Raw genomic sequence first — 21,725 nt, 5'->3', positions numbered from 1 at the left:
GCCAGGCACCATCCACCGGCAGACCCAAGATCCCTACCAACTGACACATGTATCGGGACTTCACCACTGACAGATGTCATGGGACTGAATAGTCAGCCGCTGACGGAAAGTGTCCAAGATTCATTTCTGCGCCGGACGGCGCAGGGTCGGGGTGGGGTCCAGCCGGCTGCGATGAGGGCACGGCGGACGGTCACGGCGACCTCGTCCGGGCGGGCGCGGACCAGCCAGGCCGGGAAGCGCAGAATCCGGTCGCCGCTGGTCCAGACGTCGTTCTGCCGACGCATGTCGGCCGCCCACTGCTTGGCGTCCATGTGGTGTGCGCCGTCAATCTCCACCTGCACCCGCCACTCCCGCCAGTACGCGTCCAGCCAGCGGTTCCGGCCGTCCGCGTCGACCCGGTGTTCCTGAAGGTCGGGGGCGGGCAGCCGGCGCTGGCGGCACAACCGCAGAAAGTCGATCTCGGAGAGCGCCTGCGCGCCGCCAGCGATGTCGCTGATGGTCTGCCCGATCAGCCGCCGACGGGGAGCCCGAGGGAGAACGTCGAGCACCGCCTGCAATTCCTCGGGCAGCACGCGGCGTTGCTGGCAACCGGCGGCCAACACCGACTGCGCCTCGTCCACGCCGGTCGCCCAGCCGGCCGCGTCCACCAGGGCCCGTGCCGTCGTGGTACGCGGTGGGCGGGCACGTTGGAGATGGGCCTCGGGCAGGACCGTCGTGCGGTGGACCAGGACGGCGGGTATGTCGATCGGAAGTCGACGCAGGCTGGCCCGCGCGGCGCGGCGGGCTGCCGGCACCAGCACGTGCAGCGGCTCGCGTCGCAGTCCTCGTACCCCGGCTTCGGCGGCGGCGGACACCCCGGCCAGCACCGCCCCGGGCCCGGCCGCCAGCACCGCCACCCAGAGTTGCTGGTCGCGGGTGAGTCGACCGTTGCCGGCCAGCAGGATCCCTCGGCAGATCCACCGCCACCGACCGGAGCGGATCCGGCCCCGCACCCGCGCTTCGCTGAGCAACCCGGCGACCTGCGCGGTCGTCAGCACGCCCGCCTGTTCGAAGGCGAGCCAGTCGAGTGCGTCGGCGTCGTCGGCGGGCAGCATCCGGACAGCTTTCGCCCCTCAGCTCCGCCCCACCACCAGATCTTGGACAGTTTCCGTCATGGCGTGACGAAAAGTGTCCAAGATCTGCGGGTCGGCGGGGTGCGGCCGAGACCGGGCTGCACGTCGGCCTTTCCGGACCGTTCAATCTGGCCCGAGGCGCCGACGGTGGTTGGGTGGGGCACATGGAGTCATCAGATTGACGGTCTCGTGGTCGATGGCGACCATGAGGTGGCTACGCTGCTGGCGCGTTGGGAGATGATCAGAAACGCTGCGTTGTCTCGCCGCCAGTCGATCGAACTGATGAAGGAAGTTGTGACCTCATGGACCTGATCGGCGCGCTCTGGCGCACGTCCAGCCGTAGCGGCAACGGAGAGTGCGTCGAGGTGGCGGACAATCTGCCGGGGGTCGTGGGGGTGCGGGACAGCAAGGACCCGGCCGGTCCGGTGCTGGTGTTCGCGCCCGCCGCGTGGCGGGCGTTCGTGGCCGTCGCCCGTCAGCCGACGGCCTGAGCCGGGAGGTCCCTGGTGCCACAGCACGACCAGTCCGGCGACGAGCCGGACGTGACCCCCGGTCCCCCACCGGCGGAGACGCCACCGCCAGCGGAGACCCCACAGCCAGCCGAGACGCCACCGCCGGTGCCGGTTCCCGTCCCGGGGGTCGACCTGGACGAGCCGCCGGCGGTCCCGTCCGGGAAGTTCGGCACACCCGGGCGGCCACTGCGCCGCAGCAGCTTCCTGCTCGGCTTCACCGGTGCGCTGGGCGTGCTGCTGGCGTACACCCTCTATCTGGGGATTCGCAATGCCGGCGGCATCCTCGTGCTGGTGGTGATCGCGCTCTTCCTCGCGGTCGGCCTCAACCCGGCGGTGGTCCGACTGCGCCGCTGGGGTGTGCCGCACGGCCTGGCGGTGGCGGCGGTCGCCCTGACGGTGGTGCTGCTGCTCTGCGGCGGCATCGTGGCGCTGGTCCCACCGATCATCACGCAGTCGGGGCAGTTCATCGACCAGATCCCGAGCCTGCTCGACGAGTTGCGCCGCAACCCGACGGTCAATGACCTGGTGGAGCGGTACGACGTGGTGGAGCGGGTGCAGGGCGCGGCCAACGCGGAGACGGTCGGACGGGCGCTCGGCGGGGTGCTGGGCGGCGCTCAACTGATCTTCGGCACGGTGTTCCGGACGCTGACCGTGCTGGTGCTGACCATCTACTTCCTGGCGTACTTCGACAAGCTGCGCTCGCTGGGCTACTCGTTGGTGCCCCGGTCGCGGCGGCAGCGGGTGCAGCTGATCGGCGACGAGATCCTGGCCAAGGTGGGCTCGTACATGGTCGGCGCGCTGAGCATCGCGGTGCTGGCCGGCGCTACCACCTTCGTCTTCGCACTGATCGTCGACCTGCCGTACCCGTTCGCGCTGGCCGTGGTGGTCGCGGTGACCGACCTGATCCCGCAGATCGGCGCCACCCTGGGCGCGGTGATCGTGAGCCTGGTCGGCTTCGCCGCCGACCTGCCCACCGGCATCGCCTGCGCGGTCTTCTTCCTCATCTACCAGCAGGTGGAGAACTACCTCGTCTACCCGAAGGTGATGCGGCGTTCGGTGGAGGTCAACGAGGTGGCCGCCCTGCTGGCCGCGCTGCTCGGAGTGGCGCTGCTGGGTGTGGTGGGCGCGCTGATCGCCATCCCCACGGTGGCCGCGCTGCAACTGATCCTGCGCGAGGTGGTGCTGCCCCGCCAGGAGCGCCGCTGAGCGTCAGCCCGCCTGACCGGCGGCCGGGCCCTCGGGCCCTCTGGTCAGTCCGCCTTGGTGGAGGCCGGGCCGGGCACGGGGGTGTCGGCGAAGGCGGCCACCGTCCGGTCGGCGTACGCGCTGACGTCGCCGGACTCCATCGGGCCGTCCCAGGTTGTCGGAAGCGGCACCTCGACGGCCGGGTTGACCCGCCGCACGATCTCGTCGAGCACCGTCTCCGCGTCGCCCACCCACAGGTGCTTGGCGCCCGGCACCCCGACCACCTCGGCCTGGGGCACGGCGGCGAACCGCTCCCGCGCCTCGGTGGGGCGCAGGTAGTCGTCGAACTCGGGCACCAAGGCCACCAACGGCCGACCTGAGTTGGCCCAGGTGGTCAGGTCCTCGGGGGCGGAGAAGCGCAGGGGCGGGGAGAGCAGGATCGCCCCGGCGATCGCCGGGTCGCAGCCGTACTTCAGCGCCAGGTCGGTGCCGAACGACCAACCGACGAGCCAGATGTTGGGCAGCTCGGCGAACTCCGCGTACTCGATGGCGGCGGCCACGTCGTACCGCTCGCCCACCGCGCCGTCGAAGGCTCCCTCGCTGGTGCCGCGCACGCTGCTGGTGCCCCGGGTGTTGAACCGCAGCACCGCCAGGTCGGCCAGCGCGGGCAACCGCCAGGCCGCCTTGCGGAACACGTGGCTGTCCATCATTCCGCCGTGGGTCGGTAGCGGGTGCAGGCAGACCAGGGTGGCCACCGGCGGCCGGTCGGCCGGCAGGGCCAGCTCACCGACCAGCCGAAGACCGTCGGCGGTGTGCAGCTCGATGTCCTCCCGGCGGCCGGGGAGGATCGACGACGCGCGGATCGCTGTGCTCACCGCCCAAGTCTGTCGCGAAGTCGCCGCCGCCGCCCGCCCAGGCACGAACAGGGTGACCCAGGTCGCTATCGGGCAGGCTCCCGAGCCCTTACCCGGGCGGTCGGCTCACCCCGGGCACGGCAGCGCCCCGGGGCAGTCGGCTCGGTCCAGCGTGGCAGCGCCCCGGGCCCGGTCGTTCAGTAGCGCGGGGAGCTCCGGCCCCGCTGCACCGCCGGGCCGCGCCGCTCCCGGGCCCGCCAGCAACCGCTGTGCCAGTGCCGCCGGTCGGTCAGGTCACCCAGGCCGTCCGCCGGCCAGGCGACCAGGTGCGCCACCCCCGGTGGGATCTCCTGGTTGCAACCGGGGCAGCGGTACGTCTTGACCGACGCCCCGGCGCCGATGCCGCGTACCTGCCAGGCACCGTCGGTCCACTGCTGGACCGAGGCGACGCCCTGCCGGACGCGGTCGGCGTCCAGGTTGGCGTTGTCGTCCCGGCGAGGGCGATTGCGACGGGGGCTCACAGTCACCAAGGTTACGGTCACTCCCAGCTGGCCGGCTCGCCAAGGTCGTCGGCGACCCGGAGCCCACCGATGACCGTGCTGACCTCGGCGTCCGTGGGCGACCGTTCCCAGCGGTTCTCGTACCCCAGAGACAGCAGGGTGTTCGGAATTCCGAGCACGTGCCAGAAGTCGCCCATGTCGAATACCGGCCTGCCGGCGATCTCGCGATTGGCTTTGGCCGCGGCCCGGCCGGGCGAGGACGGACGGGGTGAGTGGTCGAGCCGCACCGGCAAGGTCGCCGCGCCCTGGAGAGCGACTGTCAGCGCCGCCTCGGTGAGGTCCGAGGCCACGACAGGCATCTGCGTCGGCGTCGTGGTCCCCGCCACGTTCACGATGCGGGGCCAGAACAGCTGCCGTACCGCCACCTCGCACGCGCTGATCCGGGCACCCGGGGGCAGAGCGGTCAAGCGAAACGGCGCGACGCAACGGCGAGCTTCGTCAAACCGGAGCGCCGCCGCCGCCCGGCGGACCTCGGCGCTGGTCTCCCCGAGAGCCGCGACCCGGACGTACAGGCCCGGAACGGGCTGCCAGCGCAGCACCCAACCCTTCGCGACCCTGTCGAGCTGACGTATCACCCCGTTGTACCTCGATGCGGCATCGACGTCCCGGCGGGGCGGGGCGAGATCCCTGTCGCCGGTGACGGTGGCCTTGTCGGGGCCGATGTCACGAAGCTGGCTCGGGTCACCGGTCTCGACCGTCCGTGGGTCAGCGGCAACGATCACCATCGCCTGCACGCCGCCACCCAGGTCCACTCGCATGCTCTCGACCTGGCCTGCGGAGCGCCAGGCGACCGGCTCCGCCGCTGTCGGATCGACCCCGAAGTGCAGCACCTGTGGGTCCGTGCCGATCAGGGCGGGGCGCTCCGCTGCCCCCGGCACCCCCGGTGCCCGGGGCGGCGTGACCACGACCGGGCTGGGTGTCACGGCCGGCTGGGGAGGCGCAGCCGACGGCGTACGCACTGCCACACCGGCCCCGAGCAGCACCGCGACGCCGAGCGCCGCCCCGATGACGGCGCGCCGTCGCCGCCGACGGGCCCGTCCCCCGTTCACCGCCGCCGTCAAGAGGCTGTCGGTGTCCACGGGCCCGTCGGCCTGCTCACGGAGTGCCCGTGCGATCCGCTCGTCGAGGTCGGTCACGGCCGGCTCCCGTTCGTCGTGGGAACGCCGTGGCGCTCCCGCAGCTGGCTGAGCGCCCGCATCGCGTGGGTGCAAGACGGTGACCGGGGAACAGCCGAGAATCTGGGCGATGCTCGAGTCGTCGAGGTCCTCGTAGTAGCGCAGCACGAGCACCGCGCGCTGCCGGTCGGGCAGGCCGAGGATCAGCCGCCACATCTCGTCCCGGTCGGCCGCATCGCCACCCAGGTCCCCGCGCCCCGGCCGGTCGGAGAACTCGGCCGTGGCCAACTCCCGGCTGGACCGGCGGCGCCACCAGGAGGTGTTGGCGTTGACCATCATCCGGCGCACGTAGACGTCCGGGTGGTCGGCTCGGGAGATTTTCCGCCAGTGCACGTACGCGCGCGCCAACACGTCCTGGGTGAGGTCCTCGGCCCGGTGTTCGTCACCGGTCAGCAGTCGGGCCAGCCGGACGAGCGCCGGCCCGCGACTGCTGACGTATTCCTCGAAGGTCACACCACTCAGACGCCGTCACCGGCGCGCACTGTTGACACCGCTCAGCGGTGCGAGTGGTCGCGGAAGCCGCGGCGGGTCTTGCGGCCCAGGTAGCCGGCGGTGACCAGGTGCTCCAGCAGCGGCGCGGGCGCGAAACCCGGCTCACGCAGTTCCAGGTACAGCTCGCGCTGGATGGCCAGGGAGACGTCCAGCCCGACCACGTCGAGCAGCTCGAACGGGCCCATCGGGTAGCCGCAGCCCAACTTCATGGCGTGGTCGATGTCGTCGGCCGTCGAGTAGCTGGCCTCCAGCATCTTCACCGCGTCGTTCAGGTACGGGAAGAGCAGCGCGTTGACGATGAAGCCGGACCGGTCGCCGCAGAGCACGCCGGTCTTGCCGAGCGCGGCGCAGACGGCGCGGGCGGTGGCGGTGGCCTCCGGGGAGGTGCGGATGGTGCGGACGACCTCGACCAACGGCATGACCGGGGCCGGGTTGAAGAAGTGCAGCCCCACCACGTCGGCCGGACGCTGGGTGGCCATCGCCACGTCGATCACCGGCAGCGACGAGGTGGTGGTGGCCAGCACCACACCCGGCTTGCAGATCTCGTCGAGGCTGGCGAAGAGGGCCTTCTTGACGCTCAACTCCTCGACGACCGCCTCGACCACCAGGTCGACGTCGGCGAGATGGTCGAGCGTGGCGGACCAGCTGATCCGGCCCAGCGCGGCGTCCCGGTCGGCCTCGGTGAGCTTGCCGCGCACCACGCCCTTGTTGAGCGAGGTCTTCACCGCCTCGCAGACCTTCGCGGACTTCTCCATGCCGCGGGTGACCGAGACGACCTCGTAGCCGGCCTTCGCGAAGACCTCGATGATCCCGGTGGCCATCGTTCCGGAGCCGACCACGCCGACCTTCGCGATGGCGCGCGCGCCGTCGGCGAGCGCGGCGTCGGTGGCCGGCGGCGTCGCCTCATCCGGTACGACCACCGGGGAGCCGGGCCGCTCGTAGGTGTAGAAGCCCCGGCCGGACTTTCGGCCGAGCAGCCCCGCCGTCACCATCTGCTTGAGCAGCGGCACCGGGGCGTGGCGGCGGTCCCGCCCGCCGCGCCGGTACATGGTGTCAAGGATCTCGTACGCGGTGTCCAGGCCGATCAGGTCCATCAACGCCAGCGGGCCCATCGGCAGGCCGCAGCCGAGCTTCATGGCGGCGTCGATGTCCTCCCGGGTCGCGTAGTGCGACTCGAACATGCTGACCGCGTGGTTGAGATAGCCGAAGAGCAGCGCGTTGGCGATGAAGCCGGCCCGGTCGTTGATGGTGACGTCGACCTTGCCGAGCCGGGCGCAGAGCGCCTCGACGTCGGCGACCACCTCGGGTGCGGTGACGACGGTGCGGACCACCTCGACCAGCTTCATCACCGGGGCCGGGTTGAAGAAGTGGATGCCGATCACCTGGTTGGGTCGGCTGGTGGCGACCGAGATCTCGGTGACGCTCAACGACGAGGTGTTGGTGGCGAGGATCGTCTCCGGTCGGCAGACCCGGTCCAGCTCCGCGAAGATCCGCTGCTTGAGGTCGAGGTGCTCGGGCACCGCCTCGATGACCAGGTCGACGGAGTGCAGCGCGTCCAGCCCGACAGCGAAGTGCACCCGCTCGTGCAGGGCGTCGCGGTCCGCCTCGGCGAGCTTGCCCTTGGCGACCGCCCGGTCGGTGGAGCCCTTCAGGGTGGCCCGGCCGCGCTCCAGCGCCGGTGCCGAGATTTCCACTGCCACCACGTCGATGCCGTTGCGGGCGAAGACCTCGACGATGCCGGCACCCATGGTGCCCAGCCCCACCACACCAACGGTGCTGAACTCGCGCGCCACGACCGGCCTCCCCAGGACTCCGCACGGCCACTGAACGGCCGCTAAGGTTATGCGCGCGAGTCTGCCACGTGACGGTGAGTTGTCGAGACGCCGTGGCCTATGTCACCCACGACCCAGCGGTGCCGCTACCCGGCCGCCACGCTGGTCAGGGCCAACAACTCCGCGACGAACTCCGCGGGGCGCTCCAGGTGCGGGCTGTGCCCGCAGCCAGGCAGCACCACCTCGTGGTACGCGCCGCCGGCCGCCGCGTACCGGTCGAGCACCGCCCGGGTCTGGCCGACCATCGGCTGCGGTGGGCAGGCGTCCGCGCCGGGCCAGCCGGGCACGAGATCCAGCGAACCCAGGTACGCCAGGTCGAAGAGCGAGGTGTCCGAGACGATGACGTCGACGTCTCCGCGTACCCAGGTGACCGGCGGTTTCTCGGCGACGGCCACCAGTTCGTCGGCGAGCCGGAACCAGGTCGGCGCCAGCGCGTTGAGCACCCCGCGCTCCCCCGGCGCGGTGCCCGGCCAGTTCTCCGACGGCACTGCCGTGCCCGGGTAATTGTCGTCGCCGGTGGCGGTGGAGAGCACTGTGTCCAGCAGCAGTTCCTCATCGGTGCCCAGCGAGGCGGGATCGGCCACGTAGGTGGCTCGCAGCACGGCGCGCGGGCTGGCCGGCGCGTCAGTGGTCCGGTCACCGGCCGCCAGGCGGGCGACGAAGTCCCGGTTCGCCGTGCCGGCGCCGGTGCCGGCGAAGTCGGGGGTGGTCGGCGTGCCGGTCAGGTCCCGGGTGCCGCCGAAACCGTACGGGGAGACCGGCGCGGCGAGCAGCAACGCCCCCACCCGGTGCGGATGGTCGACCAGCAGGCGCATCGCCACCCCGCCGCCGAGGGAGTGCCCGACCACCACCGGTCGCGCGTCGGTGTCGAAGAGCGTCGGGTCGTCCAGCAGTGCGGCCACGTCGTCGGCGAAGTCCCGCAGGCCCCGGGTGGCGTCGACCGGGGCGGTCGCGGTGTCGCCGTACCCCCGCAGGTCGGGGGCGACCACCCGCAGCGTCGGCGGCAGACGGCGGACCAGCGGCTCCCAGAACAGCGCGGACGAGCAGTTGCCGTGGATGAGCAGCACCGGCGTGCCGTCCGGCGGGCCGGCCACCCGTACCGCCTGAGTGATGCCGTTCGCCGTCACGGTCCGCTGCTCGGTCTCCATCCGCGGCATGGTGCCACGGGTGTCCCCGTCGGTCCAGGTGTCGGACCGCCACCCAACGGGCCTACCCGGTGTGGCAGGACGCCAGGCGATCAGCGACGCGAGCCCGGCGGCGCGGCCAGCGGCAGCGGCAGCGTCGGTCGGACGTCGCGTCGGGACGGGCCGAAGCTGAGCCCCACCGGGTCGGTGAGCGCCACCCCTGGGTCGAACAGGCGCAGTTCGGTACGGCCCAGCCGGATCACGTCACCGTCGGAGAGTCGTTCCACCTCGGTGATCCGCCGGTCGTTGAGCCAGGTGCCGTTGGTGGAGCCCAGGTCCCGCAGGGACGGGCCCTCCGGTGCCAGCCACACCTCGGCGTGGCGACGGCTCAGGTGTGGGTCGTTGATGACAACCTGACCGGTCGGCGCTCGGCCGATCACCTGTATCTCGGCTCGCATGCGAAAGCTCGCGCCGCGCATCGGTCCACCCGCGACCGTCAACAGCGGCATCAGTTCCGGATGTTCCTCCATGGACAGTCAGCCCTCCACCCCACACCGTCACTCCGCGCGTCAGCTTGCCATCAGACGGTAGTCGTCAATACCGACCGGCCGGTCAGCCTCTCGTCACCTCCCGGCCACCTGCCGTTCGACGATTCGGGCGGGCCATTTCCGATACCAACGCCCTGACCTGCACTGATCAACGATCGGTCGGGTTGGTGCGACGCCGCTCCCCCAGCCTCGAATCGGGCACCCTACCGGTGAGTAATCCTCGGGTCTAGACTTCCGCCATGACGGCAGTGCATACCCCGGGCGTTCCGGTCATCGATGCGGGTCAGTTGGTCTCCACCAGCCCGGCGACCGGCGCTGAGGCCGGACGCCTCACGGTCGCCACCGACGCCGACGTGCGGCAGGCCGTCGACCGCGCCCGCGCCGCCGGCGAATGGTGGGCCGGCCTCGGCTTCACCGGCCGCCGCCAGCGGATGCTGCGCTGGCGCGCCCTGCTCGCCAAGCGGATCGAGCAGCTGGCCGAGTTGGTGCACGTCGAGGGCGGAAAGCCGATCGCCGACGCCATCGTCGAGATCGTCACCGCGATCGAGCACATCGACTGGGCCGCCCGCAACGCCGGCAGCGTGCTCGGTCCACGTCGGGTGCGGTCCCGGCTCATCCTGGCCGAGTTCTCCGGGCATCTCGAATATCAGCCCTACGGCGTGGTCGGCGTGATCGGGCCGTGGAACTATCCGGTCTTCACGCCGATCGGCTCCGCCGCGTACGCCCTCGCCGCCGGTAACGCCGTGGTGCTCAAGCCGAGCGAGTACACGCCCGCCGTCGGCCAGTGGCTGGTGGACAGCTTCGCCGAGGTGGTGCCCGAGCAGCCGGTCTTCACCGCCGTGCACGGGCTGGGCGACGTGGGCGCGGCGCTGTGCCGCTCCGGCGTCAACAAGCTGGCCTTCACCGGCTCCACCGCCACCGCCCGCAAGGTGATGGCCGCCTGCGCCGAGACGCTGACCCCGGTGCTCATCGAGGGCGGCGGCAAGGACGCCATGATCGTGGACAGCGACGCCGACCTCGACGCGGCCGCCGAGGCGTGCGTCTGGGGCGCCATGACCAACGCCGGCCAGACCTGCATCGGCATCGAGCGGGTGTACGCGGTCGACGCCGTCTTCGACGCCTTCGTCGACAAGGTGGTGAGCCGCGCCGGTCGGCTGACGGTCGGGCCGGAGGGCACCGACATCGGCCCGATCACCATGCCCAAGCAGATCGACGTGATCCGTCGGCACATCGACGCCGCGATCACGTCCGGCGGACGCGCCGTGCTCGGCGGCCCGAGCGCCGTACAGCCGCCGTACGTCCACCCCACCGTGCTGGTGGACGTTCCGGAGGAGTCGGCCGCCGTCCGCGAGGAGACTTTCGGTCCCACGTTGACCATCAGCCGGGTCCGCGACGCCGACGAGGCCCTCACCCGCGCCAACGCCCTGTCGTACGGCCTCGGGGGTTCGGTCTTCGGCCGGCGGCGCGCGGTGGCCATCGCCCGGCGACTGCGCTCCGGGATGGCGTCGATCAACTCCACGCTGACCTTCGCCGGCATGTCCACCCTGCCGTTCGGCGGTGTCGGCGACTCCGGCTTCGGGCGGATCCACGGGGAGGACGGCCTGCGTGAGTTCGGTCGGGCCAAGGCGATCACCAGGCGTCGGGCCCGGTCGCTGCTGCCGTCGATGACCTTCGAGCGCACCCCGGCCGACGTGGCCCGACTCGTCAAGGCCATCAAGGTCATGTACGGCAGGTGAGTGTCAGATAACCGATCATCAACAAAGATCGTTGCATCCACATGTTTGGTCACTGTGGCCACGGCGGTACATTGCGTTAGATGGGCCCCAATCGATTGCGCTACCGCCTTGTCGACAGTGACCAGTCGTGGAGCGCCCGACGGCGTCGGCACCGCTCGGACTGGCTGGCGCGCACCTTTCCCGAGATCGGCGACATGCACGTGGTCGACCTCGGTGGTCGGCTCGGCACCTGGCACCGCGCCACCGTCCGACCGGCCCGGGTGACAGTCGTCAACCTGGAGCAGCCGCCCGCTGTCGTCCCGGATTGGGCCCACGTCGAGCAGGCCGATGCCTGCGACCTGCCTTCGCACCTCACCAAGGGCGGCTACGACCTGGTCTTCTCGAACTCCGTGCTGGAGCATGTGGGCGGGCACGAACGCCGGATCCGCTTCGCCGCCGCCGTCCGCTCACTGGCTGACCGACACTGGGTGCAGACGCCCTACCGCTACTTCCCCATCGAGCCACACTGGATCGCGCCCGGCATGCAGTTCCTGCCGGTACGACTGCGCACCGCGTTCGCCCGACGCTGGCCGTTGGGGCACAAGCCGACCCGCAGCCACGACGCCGCCATCCACCAGGTGCTCTGGACCGAGCTGTTGGACCGCTCGCAGATGCGTCACTACTTCCCCGACTCGACAATGCTTGTGGAGCGAGTGTTCGGTCTGCCGAAGTCGCTGATCGCGGTGCGCACCGGGTAGTACGCCGGTCAGAAGAGGGTCAGCTCGTCCTTCACGATGCCGCGCAGCTTGTCGTAGTCCACGACCACACACCTGATGCCCCGGTCGGTGGCGAGCACCCGGGCCTGCGGCTTGATCTCCTGGGCGGCGAAGACCCCGACGACCGGGCTGAGCAGCGGGTCACGGTTCATCAGCTCGAGATAGCGGGTCAACTGCTCCACGCCGTCGATGTCGCCACGTCGCTTGACCTCGACGGCCACCGAGCCCGAGTTGGCGTCGCGGCACAGCAGGTCGACCGGGCCGATGGCCGTCATGTACTCACGGCGGACCAGCGTGAACCCCTCGCCCAGGGTGCCCGGGTTGGCGGCCAGCAACTCCTGTAGGTGCGCCTCCACCCCGTCCTTGCGCAGGCCCGGATCCACACCCAACTCGTACGAGGTGTCCTGGAAGATCTCCTCCAGGGTGATCCGCAGCTCCTCGCCAGCCTTGTTGACGACCCGCCACACACCGGGGGCCTCCTCCAACCGACACGGCGGGCTCATCCAGTTCAACGGCTTGTACGCCCGGTCGTCGGCGTGAATGGACACCGACCCGTCCGCCTTCACCATCAGCAACCGGGTGGCCAGCGGCAGGTGAGCCGAGAGCCGTCCGACGTAATCAACCGAGCACTTCGCAATGACCAACCGCACCCGACGAGGGTAGCCGAGCACCCACCGGTCGCCAGCGAGCGGCACTGGCGCGTCGATGCGATGCTGAGACCGTGTTCGAAGTCCTCACCGGCACCGGTCTCGCCGCATCGGCGGGGCTCAACGCCTACATACCCCTGCTCATCCTCGGCCTACTCGGCCGTTACACCGACCTGATCGACCTGCCCAGCGGCTGGACCTGGCTCGGCAACGGCTGGGTCATCGCCATCATGGCCGTGCTGCTCGCCGTGGAGATGGTGGCGGACAAGGTGCCAGTGGTCGACCACATCAACGACGTGGTGCAGACCGTGGTCCGACCCACCGCCGGTGGCCTGGCCTTCGGTGCCGGCTCCTCGTCGGAGACGGTGACGGTCAGCGACCCGGGGAGCTTCTTCTCGTCGCACCAGTGGGTGCCGGTCGTCACCGGCGTGCTGCTGGCGTTGGGCGTGCATCTGCTCAAGTCCGCGGCCCGGCCCGTGATCAACGCGACCACCGCCGGAATCGGCGCTCCGGTCGCCAGCACCGCCGAGGACGCCACCAGCGTGGTGGTCTCCCTGGTGGCGATCATCCTGCCGGTGCTGGTGCTCGTCGCCCTGGTCGGCCTGGCGTTCTTCGCCTTCTGGTTCTTCCGTCGTCGGTCTGATCGACGCCGCGAACGGGAGGCCGCCCGCGCCGCCGGCTTCCGCGTCTGACGTGTGATCGGCGGCCCGCTATACCAGGGCTGCACGGGGCGACAAAAGCCTAGTATCGGGGCAAGAGCCTAGAGGAGGTCGGCATGACCGCAGCGTTGGAGATGCCCCGAGTCCAGGAATGCGTGGTCGCCGCATGCGCGTACAACCAGTCGGGTGACTGCCACGCCTTCGCGATCACCATCGGCAGCATGGATCACGCCCACTGCCACACCTTCGTCGAGTCGCCCGTCCGGGGTGGCGTGGAGAGCCTGATCGCGCAGGTGGGGGCCTGCCAGCGCGCCGACTGCCGGCACAACGAGCAGTTGGAGTGCCACGCGTCGTCGATCAGGGTCGGCCCGGACAACGACATGGCGGACTGCATGACCTACACCGGCCGCTGACCCACGCCGGGCCGACGACCTGCCCGAGACGGCCCTTCGTTCAGGGCAGGTCGTTGGCGCGACGGATGACGGTCACCAGGTCGTCGATGATGCCGGTGAGGGCGAAGTCCTTCGGGGTGAAGACCCGGGCGACCCCGGCCGCGCGGAGGGTTTCCGCGTCACCGGCCGGGATGATGCCGCCCACCACCACCGGCAGGTCGGCCCGGCCGGCGGCGCGCAGCCCGTCGAGCACCGCCGGCACGGCGGCCAGGTGCGACCCGGAGAGCACGGAGAGCCCGACCAGATCGACGTCCTCCTCGACAGCGGCGGCGACGATCTGCCCCGGGGTCAACCGGATGCCCTGGTAGACGACCTCGAAGCCGGCGTCACGGGCGCGTACCGCGATCTGCTCCGCGCCGTTGGAGTGCCCGTCCAGGCCGGGTTTGCCGACCAGCAGCCGCAGCCGGCCGCTGCCCAGCTCCCGCGCCGTCGCGGCGACCCGCTCGCGGACCGCCGCGAGGCCCGGCTCCCCGCCGCCGCCGGTAGCTCCGGCCAGCCCGGTCGGCGCCCGGTACTCGCCGAAGACCTGGCGCAGCGCGCCGGCCCACTCGCCGGTGGTCACCCCGGCCCGCACGCACTCCACTGTGGCCGGCATCAGGTTGGCGGTGGTCGCGGCGTCCGCGCGCAGCCGGGCCAGCGCCGCGTCGACGACGGCCGCGTCCCGGTCGGACCGCCACCGGCGTACGCCGTCCACGGCGGCCGCCTCGACCGCGGGGTCGACCTGCTCGACGGAGCCCGCGCCGGCAGCGGTCAGCGGGGAGGGTTCGGTCTCGGTGTACCGGTTGACCCCGACCACCACGTCGGCACCGGACTCCATCCGCCGACGCCGCTCGGCGAGTGACGCGACCAGCGCGCTCTTGAGGTAGCCGGTCTCCACCGCGGCGACGACGCCGCCCAGCTTGAGCACCGCGCCCAGCTCGGCCCGTGCCCCGGTGACGATCTCGTCGACGAGTGCGGTCATCACGTGCGAGCCGGCGAAGAGGTCGGGATATTCGAGCAGGTCCGACTCGTACGCCAGGACCTGCTGCATCCGCAGCGACCACTGCTGGTCCCACGGTCGGGGCAGGCCGAGCGCCTCGTTCCAGGCGGGCAGTTGGACGGCGCGGGCCCGGGCGTCGCGGGACATCGTCACGCCGAGCATCTCCAGCACGATGCGCTGGATGTTGTTCTCCGGCTGCGCCTCGGTCAGGCCGAGCGAGTTGACCTGCACGCCGTAGCGGAACCGCCGAAGTCTTGCGTCGGTGACCCCGTACCGGTCCCGGGTGATCTCGTCCCAGAGCACGCCGAACGCGCGCATCTTGGCGATCTCCTCGACGAAGCGCACCCCGGCGTTGACGAAGAACGAGATCCGCTGGACCACGTCACCCATCCGCTCGGCCGGCACCTGACCGGAGTCCCGGACCGCGTCGAGCACGGCGACGGCGGTGGCCAGCGCGAAGCCGACCTCCTGCACGGGCGTGGCGCCGGCCTCCTGGAGGTGGTACGAGCAGATGTTCACCGGGTTCCACCGGGGCATCTCGCGCAGCGTGTACGCCACCACGTCGGCGGTGAGCCGCAGCGAGGCCGCCGGCGGGAAGATGTAGGTGCCCCGGGACAGGTACTCCTTGATGATGTCGTTCTGGGTGGTGCCGGCGCAGCGGGCCAGGTCGGCGCCCTGCTCCAGCCCGACGGTGCCGTACAGGGCGAGCAGCCACATCGCCGGGGCGTTGATGGTCATCGAGGTGTTCGTCTCGGCGAGCGGGAGACCGTCGAAGAGCGCCCGCATGTCGCCGAGGTGAGCCACCGGCACGCCGACCCGTCCGACCTCGCCGGCGGCGAGTTCGTGGTCCGGGTCGTACCCGGTCTGGGTGGGCAGGTCGAAGGCGACCGAGAGGCCGGTCTGCCCCTTCGCCAGGTTGCGGCGGAAGAGCGCGTTCGTCGCCGCGGCCGACGAGTGGCCGGCGTAGGTGCGCATCACCCACGGGCGGTCCCGCTCGGGCAGTCGCCCCGGGAATGGCGTCTCATCCATGGCCGGAGTCTAAGTTACCGTTCAGTAAAAGGAGCTGTGGAAAACCACACAGGTCCATGTCGGGGACGTCCGGGTGCCAAGCCCCCGCTGTGGCGCGGACCGCCACCCCCGGGCACCCACCCGTTGCTGCCAGGACGCACACTTGACGGCATGGATGACGAGCTGGCCATCTCCGTCCGAGGGCTGCGCAAGGCGTACGGCGACAACGTGGCCGTGGCGAGCGTGGATCTCGACGTGCGCCGTGGCGAGGTGTTCGCGTTGCTCGGCCCGAACGGCGCCGGCAAGACCACCACGGTGGAGATCCTGGAGGGCTACCGGCACCGGGATGCCGGAGAGGTCTCCGTGCTCGGCGCGGACCCGGCCAACCCCGACGCCGACTGGCGTTCCCGGGTCGGCATCGTGCTCCAGGGCACCGGCGAGTTCGACGAGCTGACAGTGGCCGAGGTGATCCGACACTTCTCCGGCTTCTACCCCGGCGCCGACGACCCGGCAAAGGTGATCGAGCGGGTCGGGCTGGCCGACAAGGCGAAAGCCCGCACGCACACCCTCTCCGGCGGCCAGAAGCGCCGCCTGGACGTGGCCCTGGGCATCATCGGCCGCCCCGAGCTGCTCTTCCTCGACGAACCGACCACCGGCTTCGACCCGGAGGCCCGCCGTGAGTTCTGGGAGCTGATCCGCGATCTCGCCGCGGCCGGCACCACGATCGTGCTCACCACCCACTACCTGGACGAGGCCGAGGCTCTCGCCGACCGGGTCGGCGTGATCGCCGGTGGCCGACTTGTCGAGGTCGCCGCGCCCAATCGGCTGGGCAATCGGCAGGAGGCCCTCGCCACGGTCTCCTGGCGTACCCCGGACGGGACGCTGGAACTTGCGCAGACCGCGACGCCGACGGCCCTCGTGGCCGACCTCGCCGCGCGTCACGGCGGCGAGGTCCCCGGCCTCACGGTGACCCGGCCGACCCTGGAGGACGTCTACCTCACCATGATCGGACACGCGCGATGACGACCACGACGAAGCCGGCGACGCCGGTCACCGCGACCCGCGGCCGGCGGCCGGGTGCCGGCGCGCTCGCCCTGCGCCAGGGTCGACTGGAGATCACCCAGTTCCTGCGCAGCCGGGAGTCGGTGGTCTTCACGATGGGCTTCCCGATCATCATGATCCTGATCTTCGCGTCGATCTTCGACGGCACGATCGGCGGCGGGGTCAAGTTCACCCAGTACTTCATCACCGGCATGATCGCGACCGGCCTGATGACGGTGAGCTTCCAGAACCTGGGCATCTGGATCCCGATCGAGCGGGACCGGGGTGTGCTCAAGCGCTACCGGGGCACGCCGATGCCGAAGTGGGTCTGGTTCGCCGGCAAAGTGATCATGGTGGTGGCGATCGGGATCGCCGAGACGGCGCTGCTGCTGGCGTTCGCGGTGGCGCTGTTCGACCTCGACCTGCCCGGTACCGCCGCGAAGTGGCTCACCTTCGGCTGGGTCTCCGTGCTCGGCGTGACCGCGTGCACCCTGTGCGGCATTGCCATCTCGTCGCTGGCCCGCACCGCCCGCAGCGGCTCGGCGGTGGTCACCCCGGTGGCCCTGGTGCTCCAGTTCATCTCCGGGGTGTTCTTCGTCTTCACCGACCTGCCCACCTGGATGCAGCAGGTGGCGGCACTGTTCCCGCTCAAGTGGATGTGCCAGGGGCTGCGGTCGGTGTTCCTGCCGGAGAGCTTCGGCACCCAGGAGCCGGGCGGCTCGTTCGAGCTGGGCCGGGTGGCAGTGGTGCTGGCCCTGTGGTGCGTGATCGGCGTGGTGCTCTGCCTGACCACCTTCCGCTGGACCACCAAGCGCGACGGCTGAGCGGCCGACCGGGGCGGGTGCCCGCCCCGGTCGCCACAACTCAGTAGGTGTAGAAGCCCTTGCCGGTCTTGCGACCCAGGTCGCCGGCGGTGACCATCCGCTGGAGCAGCTCCGGCGGGAAGAACTTCTCGTCGGCGGTGTCGGTGTAGATGTTCTTCGAGGCGTGCAGCAGCACGTCCACGCCGGTCAGGTCGGTGGTGGCCAGCGGGCCCATCGCGTGGCCGAAGCCCAGCCGGCAGGCGGTGTCCAGGTCCTCGGCGGACACCACGCCGGACTCGACCAGCTTGACCGCCTCCATCACCAGGGCGGAGATCAACCGGGTGGTGACGAAGCCGGCGATGTCCCGGTTGACCACGACGACCGTCTTGCCGATCTCCTCGGCGAAGGCCCGCGCGGTGTCCAGCGCGGCGTCGCTGGTCTTGTAACCGCGCACCAGCTCGCAGAGCTGCATCATCGGCACCGGGGAGAAGAAGTGGGTGCCGACCACCGCCTCGGGCCGCTCGGTCACCGCGGCGATCTGGGTGACCGGGATCGCCGAGGTGTTGGTGGCCAGCACCGCGTCCGACTTGCAGATCTTGTCCAGAGCGCGGAACACCTCGTGCTTGATCTCCAACCGCTCGAAGACCGCCTCGACCACGATGTCCGCGTCCGCCGCCGCCTCCAGGTCGGTGGTCGGCGTGATCCGAGCCAGCGTCGCCTCGACCTCGGACGCCTCGATCTTGCCCTTCTCGGCGAACTTCTCCAGTGACTTCCGAATACCGCCCAGACCCCGGGTGGTGGCCGCCTCGTCCAGGTCGCGCAGCGTCACCTGCCAGCCCGCCTGCGCCGCCACCTGGGCGATGCCGGAACCCATCAACCCGGCCCCGACGACCGCGAGTCGACCCGCCATCTGCTTCTCCCTCGCTGCGATTGAGTGCCTGCCTGCACCCTAGTCGGCGAGCCTGAACGATGGCTAAGTGGCGGTCGGGCCGGGTCTTGGAGGGCCTCAGATCTCCAGTGACGGTTCCTCCGGGGTGGTGCCCCGCTCGACCGCCACCCCGAGCGCACGCAGGTCGGCCACGAAGTCGGGGTAACCCCGGTCCACGTGGTGCACGTGGGACACCTCGGTGACCCCCTGCGCGCACAGCCCGGCGATGATCAGCCCGGCGCCGGCGCGGATGTCGGTCGCCTGCACCGGTGCGCCGGAGAGCCGGCCCCGTCCACGGACCACCGCGTGGTGCCCGTCGGTCTTGATGTCCGCGCCGAGCCGCATCATCTCGTTGGCGAACATGAACCGGCCGTCGAAGATGTTCTCGGTGATCAGGGAGGCGCCGTCGCTGACGGCCGCCAGCCCGATCGCCATCGGCAGCAGGTCGGTGGCGAAACCGGGGTACGGCAGCGTCACCACGTCCACCGCCCGGGGCCGCTCGTCCATCCGTACGCGGAAGCCGTCCCCCCGGGTCTCCACCAGCGCGCCGGCGGCCACCACCTTGTCCAGGGCGACCTCCAGGAAGGCCGGGTCGAGCCCGGTCACCGTCACGTCGCCGCGGGTCATCGCCGCGCCGAACGCCCAGGTACCGGCGACGATCCGGTCCCCCACCGTGGCGTGGCGCACCGGACGCAGACCGGGCACACCGGTGATGCGCAACGTCGACGTGCCCGCGCCGACGATGCGCGCGCCCATCTGGTTGAGCATCGTGCAGATGTCGACGATCTCCGGCTCCCGGGCCGCGTTGTCGATCATCGTGGTGCCCTGGGCCAGCACCGCCGCCATCACCAGGTTCTCGGTCGCGCCGACGCTGGGGAAATCCAGCACGATGTCCGCGCCGCGCAGCCCGTGCGGGGCGGAGGCGATGACGAACCCGTGCTCACCGGAGATCTCCGCGCCCATCCGGGTCAGCCCGGAGATGTGCATGTCCAACCCCCGCGACCCGATCGCGTCACCGCCGGGATGGGCCACCCGCACGTACCCCCGGCGGGCCAGCAGCGGGCCCAGCACGCAGATCGACGCGCGCAACCGTCGGACCAGGTCGTAGTCGGCCTCCGCGCCCGGCTGCTCGGGTACGTCGATCGTCACCGACCGGGACCGGGCCACACCGCCACGGGCGACCATCGGGTCGACCGGGTCGTCCGCGTAGAACTGGACGTCGCAGCCCAGCCGACGTAGCACCTCCCCCATGATCGCGATGTCGGTGATCCGGGGGACGTTGGTGATCACACTGCGGCCCGGGGCGAGCAGCGCGGCGGCCATCAGCTTCAACGCCGAGTTCTTGGCACCGACCACGTGCACGGTGCCGGACAGTCGGGCGTCACCGCGTACCCGGATGACGTCGACATCGTTGACCGTCGAATCGCCGGCGTCGCCGGGGCCCACCACCACCGGCCAGCCGGCGGTGCTGTCCGGCCGCGCCGGGATCGTCAGGTCGGGAATCCGTAGGCTGTGCGTCATGGCCGTCCACCTCACGCGCATCTACACCAAGGCCGGCGACGCCGGCATGACCAGGCTGAGCAACAACGAGCAGGTGCCGAAGACCGATCCGCGGATCGCCGCGTACGCGGATGTCGACGAGTGCAACGCGGCGATCGGCGTCGCGCTCGCGCTGGGAAACCTCGACGAGGAGCTTCGCGGCGTGCTGGGGTCGGTGCAGAACGACCTGTTCGACGTCGGCGCCGACCTGTCCACCCCGGTCGAGCCGGAGCCGAAGTACCCGCCGCTGCGGGTCACCGAGGAGTACGTCGAGCGCCTGGAGGGCTGGTGCGACGAGTACAACGCACGCCTGAGCAAGCTCGACTCCTTCATCCTCCCCGGCGGCACCGCAGGTGCGGCGCTGCTGCACGTGGCGCGGACCGTCGCCCGGCGTGCCGAACGGGCAGCGTGGGCGCTGGTCAGCCACGATCCGGACCGAACCAGCACGCTCCCGGCAAAGTATCTCAACCGGCTCTCCGATCTGCTCTTTATCCTGTCAAGAACGGCAAATCCGGCAGGAGACGTGCTATGGGTGCCGGGCGGCAAGCGCTGAACGTCGGGCGCTCCGCACCACGTCGAGGTCTGAGTTCCCACTCTGCCCGCCACCACGCGTAGCCAGGGCCGGCTCCTCAGCCCGGACCGGCCGCACGGCCAGGGCGGGCCCGCACAGCCAGGGCAACCAGCGTCTAGATCAACTCGGCTTCCGTGAAGTCGGGCCATCCCAGCCACCGAAACACCACGGTTTCCAGGAAGCCGAGTCGATCACGCTGCCACGTCCGCCGAAAAGGCGAGACCCCGCTGTACGGGTAACGGCAGGTGAGAAAACCGCGCCGGACCAGCGGACAGGGACCGACGAAGGGTTTCCGGGGGAGCCCGCCCGGCGCAGGGATCAAGCCTGACCGCCCGGAGCCGGGCGGGCTCCCCCGGAAACCCAGAAGAGCAACCACAGAAGAGCAGATCAGGCAGCCGGCCAGTCCTGGGAGGCCATACGCGGCGAGACCGCCCCCGGAGGGGCGGCCTCGAGCCAGGAGAGAAAACCGGTCACTGTCGATCGCGCCATGGCGATCTCCACCGGTGCGTGGTGACTGGTACAGCGCAGGATCACCCAGTCGGCCGGCATGGAGAACCGTTCCTGACCTTCGGGCAACCGGCGGCGCTCCACGGCCAGCCCCTTGCGAGAGAGGACCCGCTTGGGCCGGATCGCGAAGCTGAACATCCGGTACCAGCGCAGCTCGTCACCGGCGAACCGGCCGAAGCCGGGCGACCAGCCGCGGCCGTCGAGCATGGTGGAGACTCGGACGCTGAGCCGGATGATGCCGCCGCTGCGGGTGACCAGAGCTCGCCGGACGAAGAGGGTCAGAAGCGCGCCGAGGATGACGACAACGCCGATTCCGAATCCTTCGACGATCTCCATCCCCGGTGTGGCTCAGCGGCTCTGCGCGGAGACCGGGGTTGCGCTCTCGGCCAGCACTGTGACACCTTCGGCGCTCACCGAGAGGAAGCCGCCGGCCACCTCGTAGGCGACCTGCTCGCCGCCGGCGAGCTTGATGCGCACCTGACCAGGCTCGGCGAGTTGGCCGAGCAGCGGCGCGTGCCCCGGCAGGACACCGAGCTCGCCTTCGGTCGTCCGGGCGACGACCATCTCGGCGTCACCGGACCAGACCTTCTCCTCGACGGCGACGAGCTCGACGTGAAGCTGCTGTGCCACGCTGTCTCCTTGCTGCGGCTACGGATTGCCGAAAGTCTAGCCTGACGATGCGGCGCGCCCAACGCGGGTGGGGACA

General features: G+C 70.9%; 22 protein-coding genes and 2 pseudogenes. 10 read left to right on the top strand and 14 right to left on the bottom strand.

Annotation, left to right across the window (positions count from 1 at the left end):
• Positions 1 to 92: 92 nt before the first annotated feature.
• Positions 93 to 1,094 carry an endonuclease domain-containing protein gene (locus ACFYPG_RS17150; protein WP_387352680.1) on the bottom strand — a complete coding sequence of 334 codons (1,002 nt, stop codon included), beginning with the start codon at positions 1,092 to 1,094 and terminating at the stop codon, positions 93 to 95.
• Between the two features lie 107 nt (positions 1,095 to 1,201).
• Between ACFYPG_RS17150 and ACFYPG_RS17145 the strand changes: the two are divergent.
• The 3 genes and pseudogenes from ACFYPG_RS17145 to ACFYPG_RS17135 all read left to right on the top strand — a co-directional run.
• A pseudogene (locus tag ACFYPG_RS17145) lies at positions 1,202 to 1,424 on the top strand (Scr1 family TA system antitoxin-like transcriptional regulator); the annotation flags it as partial.
• The gene (locus ACFYPG_RS17140; protein WP_355008039.1) at positions 1,415 to 1,603 is read left to right on the top strand and encodes a DUF397 domain-containing protein; all 189 of its coding nucleotides are present in this window, start codon (positions 1,415 to 1,417) and stop codon (positions 1,601 to 1,603) included. The pseudogene ACFYPG_RS17145 and the gene ACFYPG_RS17140, both read left to right, overlap by 10 nt.
• 15 nt (positions 1,604 to 1,618) lie before the next feature.
• Positions 1,619 to 2,830 carry an AI-2E family transporter gene (locus ACFYPG_RS17135; RefSeq protein WP_387352678.1) on the top strand — a complete coding sequence of 404 codons (1,212 nt, stop codon included), beginning with the start codon at positions 1,619 to 1,621 and terminating at the stop codon, positions 2,828 to 2,830.
• 44 nt (positions 2,831 to 2,874) lie between these two features.
• Here the strand turns inward: ACFYPG_RS17135 and ACFYPG_RS17130 are convergent, their stop codons facing one another.
• From ACFYPG_RS17130 to ACFYPG_RS17100, 7 genes and pseudogenes are all read right to left on the bottom strand, one after another.
• On the bottom strand, positions 2,875 to 3,684 hold the full coding sequence (locus ACFYPG_RS17130) for an alpha/beta hydrolase (protein ID WP_355008041.1): 810 nt from the start codon (positions 3,682 to 3,684) through the stop codon (positions 2,875 to 2,877).
• A gap of 176 nt (positions 3,685 to 3,860) precedes the next feature.
• Complete coding sequence (locus ACFYPG_RS17125; RefSeq protein WP_355008042.1) at positions 3,861 to 4,190, bottom strand: hypothetical protein; 330 nt, start codon at positions 4,188 to 4,190, stop codon at positions 3,861 to 3,863.
• Positions 4,191 to 4,201: 11 nt separating this feature from the next.
• Positions 4,202 to 5,359 (bottom strand): hypothetical protein, encoded by a 1,158-nt coding sequence (locus ACFYPG_RS17120; protein WP_387352676.1) that lies wholly within the window; start codon positions 5,357 to 5,359, stop codon positions 4,202 to 4,204.
• Positions 5,356 to 5,851 (bottom strand): annotated as a pseudogene (locus ACFYPG_RS17115) (SigE family RNA polymerase sigma factor). The gene ACFYPG_RS17120 and the pseudogene ACFYPG_RS17115 overlap by 4 nt, the downstream one beginning before the upstream one ends.
• A 41-nt stretch (positions 5,852 to 5,892) precedes the next feature.
• Positions 5,893 to 7,683, bottom strand: coding sequence for a 3-hydroxyacyl-CoA dehydrogenase family protein (locus ACFYPG_RS17110; protein ID WP_387352674.1), 1,791 nt, complete (start codon positions 7,681 to 7,683; stop codon positions 5,893 to 5,895).
• 125 nt (positions 7,684 to 7,808) lie between these two features.
• Positions 7,809 to 8,879, bottom strand: coding sequence for an alpha/beta fold hydrolase (locus ACFYPG_RS17105; protein ID WP_387352672.1), 1,071 nt, complete (start codon positions 8,877 to 8,879; stop codon positions 7,809 to 7,811).
• Between the two features lie 80 nt (positions 8,880 to 8,959).
• Entirely contained in the window at positions 8,960 to 9,325 is a 366-nt protein-coding gene (locus ACFYPG_RS17100; protein WP_255750185.1) for an FHA domain-containing protein, read from the bottom strand.
• A gap of 308 nt (positions 9,326 to 9,633) precedes the next feature.
• Between ACFYPG_RS17100 and ACFYPG_RS17095 the strand changes: the two genes are divergently transcribed.
• Together ACFYPG_RS17095 and ACFYPG_RS17090 are read left to right on the top strand one after the other, a co-directional pair.
• On the top strand, positions 9,634 to 11,130 hold the full coding sequence (locus tag ACFYPG_RS17095; protein ID WP_387352671.1) for an aldehyde dehydrogenase family protein: 1,497 nt from the start codon (positions 9,634 to 9,636) through the stop codon (positions 11,128 to 11,130).
• An 80-nt stretch (positions 11,131 to 11,210) separates the two neighbouring features.
• Positions 11,211 to 11,867, top strand: a complete 657-nt coding sequence (locus ACFYPG_RS17090) for a class I SAM-dependent methyltransferase (RefSeq protein ID WP_355008048.1) — start codon at positions 11,211 to 11,213, stop codon at positions 11,865 to 11,867.
• An 8-nt stretch (positions 11,868 to 11,875) separates the two neighbouring features.
• On the opposite strand, the gene nucS is transcribed toward ACFYPG_RS17090, so the two are convergent.
• Positions 11,876 to 12,535, bottom strand: a complete 660-nt coding sequence (nucS, locus tag ACFYPG_RS17085) for an endonuclease NucS (RefSeq protein WP_354943221.1) — start codon at positions 12,533 to 12,535, stop codon at positions 11,876 to 11,878.
• 71 nt (positions 12,536 to 12,606) lie between these two features.
• On the opposite strand from nucS, the gene ACFYPG_RS17080 reads away from it, so the two are divergent.
• Entirely contained in the window at positions 12,607 to 13,224 is a 618-nt protein-coding gene (locus tag ACFYPG_RS17080; protein WP_355008049.1) for a DUF4126 domain-containing protein, read from the top strand.
• Between the two features lie 83 nt (positions 13,225 to 13,307).
• Positions 13,308 to 13,604, top strand: a complete 297-nt coding sequence (locus ACFYPG_RS17075) for a DUF1540 domain-containing protein (protein ID WP_355008050.1) — start codon at positions 13,308 to 13,310, stop codon at positions 13,602 to 13,604.
• A 40-nt stretch (positions 13,605 to 13,644) separates the two neighbouring features.
• Here ACFYPG_RS17075 and ACFYPG_RS17070 read toward each other — a convergent pair whose 3' ends face one another.
• A complete protein-coding gene (locus ACFYPG_RS17070) occupies positions 13,645 to 15,651 on the bottom strand; it encodes a protein meaA (protein WP_387352669.1) in 2,007 nt (668 codons plus the stop codon).
• A 150-nt stretch (positions 15,652 to 15,801) separates the two neighbouring features.
• On the opposite strand from ACFYPG_RS17070, the gene ACFYPG_RS17065 reads away from it, so the two are divergent.
• Both ACFYPG_RS17065 and ACFYPG_RS17060 read left to right on the top strand, forming a co-directional pair.
• A complete protein-coding gene (locus ACFYPG_RS17065) occupies positions 15,802 to 16,653 on the top strand; it encodes an ABC transporter ATP-binding protein (protein WP_355008052.1) in 852 nt (283 codons plus the stop codon).
• Positions 16,650 to 17,495: an ABC transporter permease gene (locus tag ACFYPG_RS17060; RefSeq protein WP_387352667.1), complete on the top strand. Its 846-nt coding sequence runs from the start codon at positions 16,650 to 16,652 to the stop codon at positions 17,493 to 17,495. Before ACFYPG_RS17065 ends, ACFYPG_RS17060 begins: the two co-directional genes overlap by 4 nt.
• Before the next feature lie 40 nt (positions 17,496 to 17,535).
• On the opposite strand, the gene ACFYPG_RS17055 is transcribed toward ACFYPG_RS17060, so the two are convergent.
• Positions 17,536 to 18,384, bottom strand: coding sequence for a 3-hydroxyacyl-CoA dehydrogenase family protein (locus tag ACFYPG_RS17055; RefSeq protein WP_355008054.1), 849 nt, complete (start codon positions 18,382 to 18,384; stop codon positions 17,536 to 17,538).
• A 96-nt stretch (positions 18,385 to 18,480) separates the two neighbouring features.
• Positions 18,481 to 19,923, bottom strand: a complete 1,443-nt coding sequence (gene murA / locus ACFYPG_RS17050) for a UDP-N-acetylglucosamine 1-carboxyvinyltransferase (RefSeq protein ID WP_387352666.1) — start codon at positions 19,921 to 19,923, stop codon at positions 18,481 to 18,483.
• On the opposite strand from murA, the gene ACFYPG_RS17045 reads away from it, so the two are divergent.
• Positions 19,922 to 20,494: a cob(I)yrinic acid a,c-diamide adenosyltransferase gene (locus ACFYPG_RS17045; RefSeq protein WP_355008056.1), complete on the top strand. Its 573-nt coding sequence runs from the start codon at positions 19,922 to 19,924 to the stop codon at positions 20,492 to 20,494. The genes murA and ACFYPG_RS17045 overlap by 2 nt on opposite strands.
• Before the next feature lie 405 nt (positions 20,495 to 20,899).
• On the opposite strand, the gene ACFYPG_RS17040 is transcribed toward ACFYPG_RS17045, so the two are convergent.
• Positions 20,900 to 21,355 (bottom strand): DUF2550 domain-containing protein, encoded by a 456-nt coding sequence (locus ACFYPG_RS17040; protein ID WP_355008057.1) that lies wholly within the window; start codon positions 21,353 to 21,355, stop codon positions 20,900 to 20,902.
• A 12-nt stretch (positions 21,356 to 21,367) separates the two neighbouring features.
• Positions 21,368 to 21,649: a F0F1 ATP synthase subunit epsilon gene (locus ACFYPG_RS17035; RefSeq protein WP_355008058.1), complete on the bottom strand. Its 282-nt coding sequence runs from the start codon at positions 21,647 to 21,649 to the stop codon at positions 21,368 to 21,370.
• Between the last annotated feature and the right edge of the window lie 76 nt (positions 21,650 to 21,725).

The organism is Micromonospora sp. NPDC005553 (genome assembly GCF_042871765.1).
GTDB lineage: Bacteria > Actinomycetota > Actinomycetes > Mycobacteriales > Micromonosporaceae > Micromonospora.
This window is presented reverse-complemented; position numbering and strand designations above follow the sequence as displayed.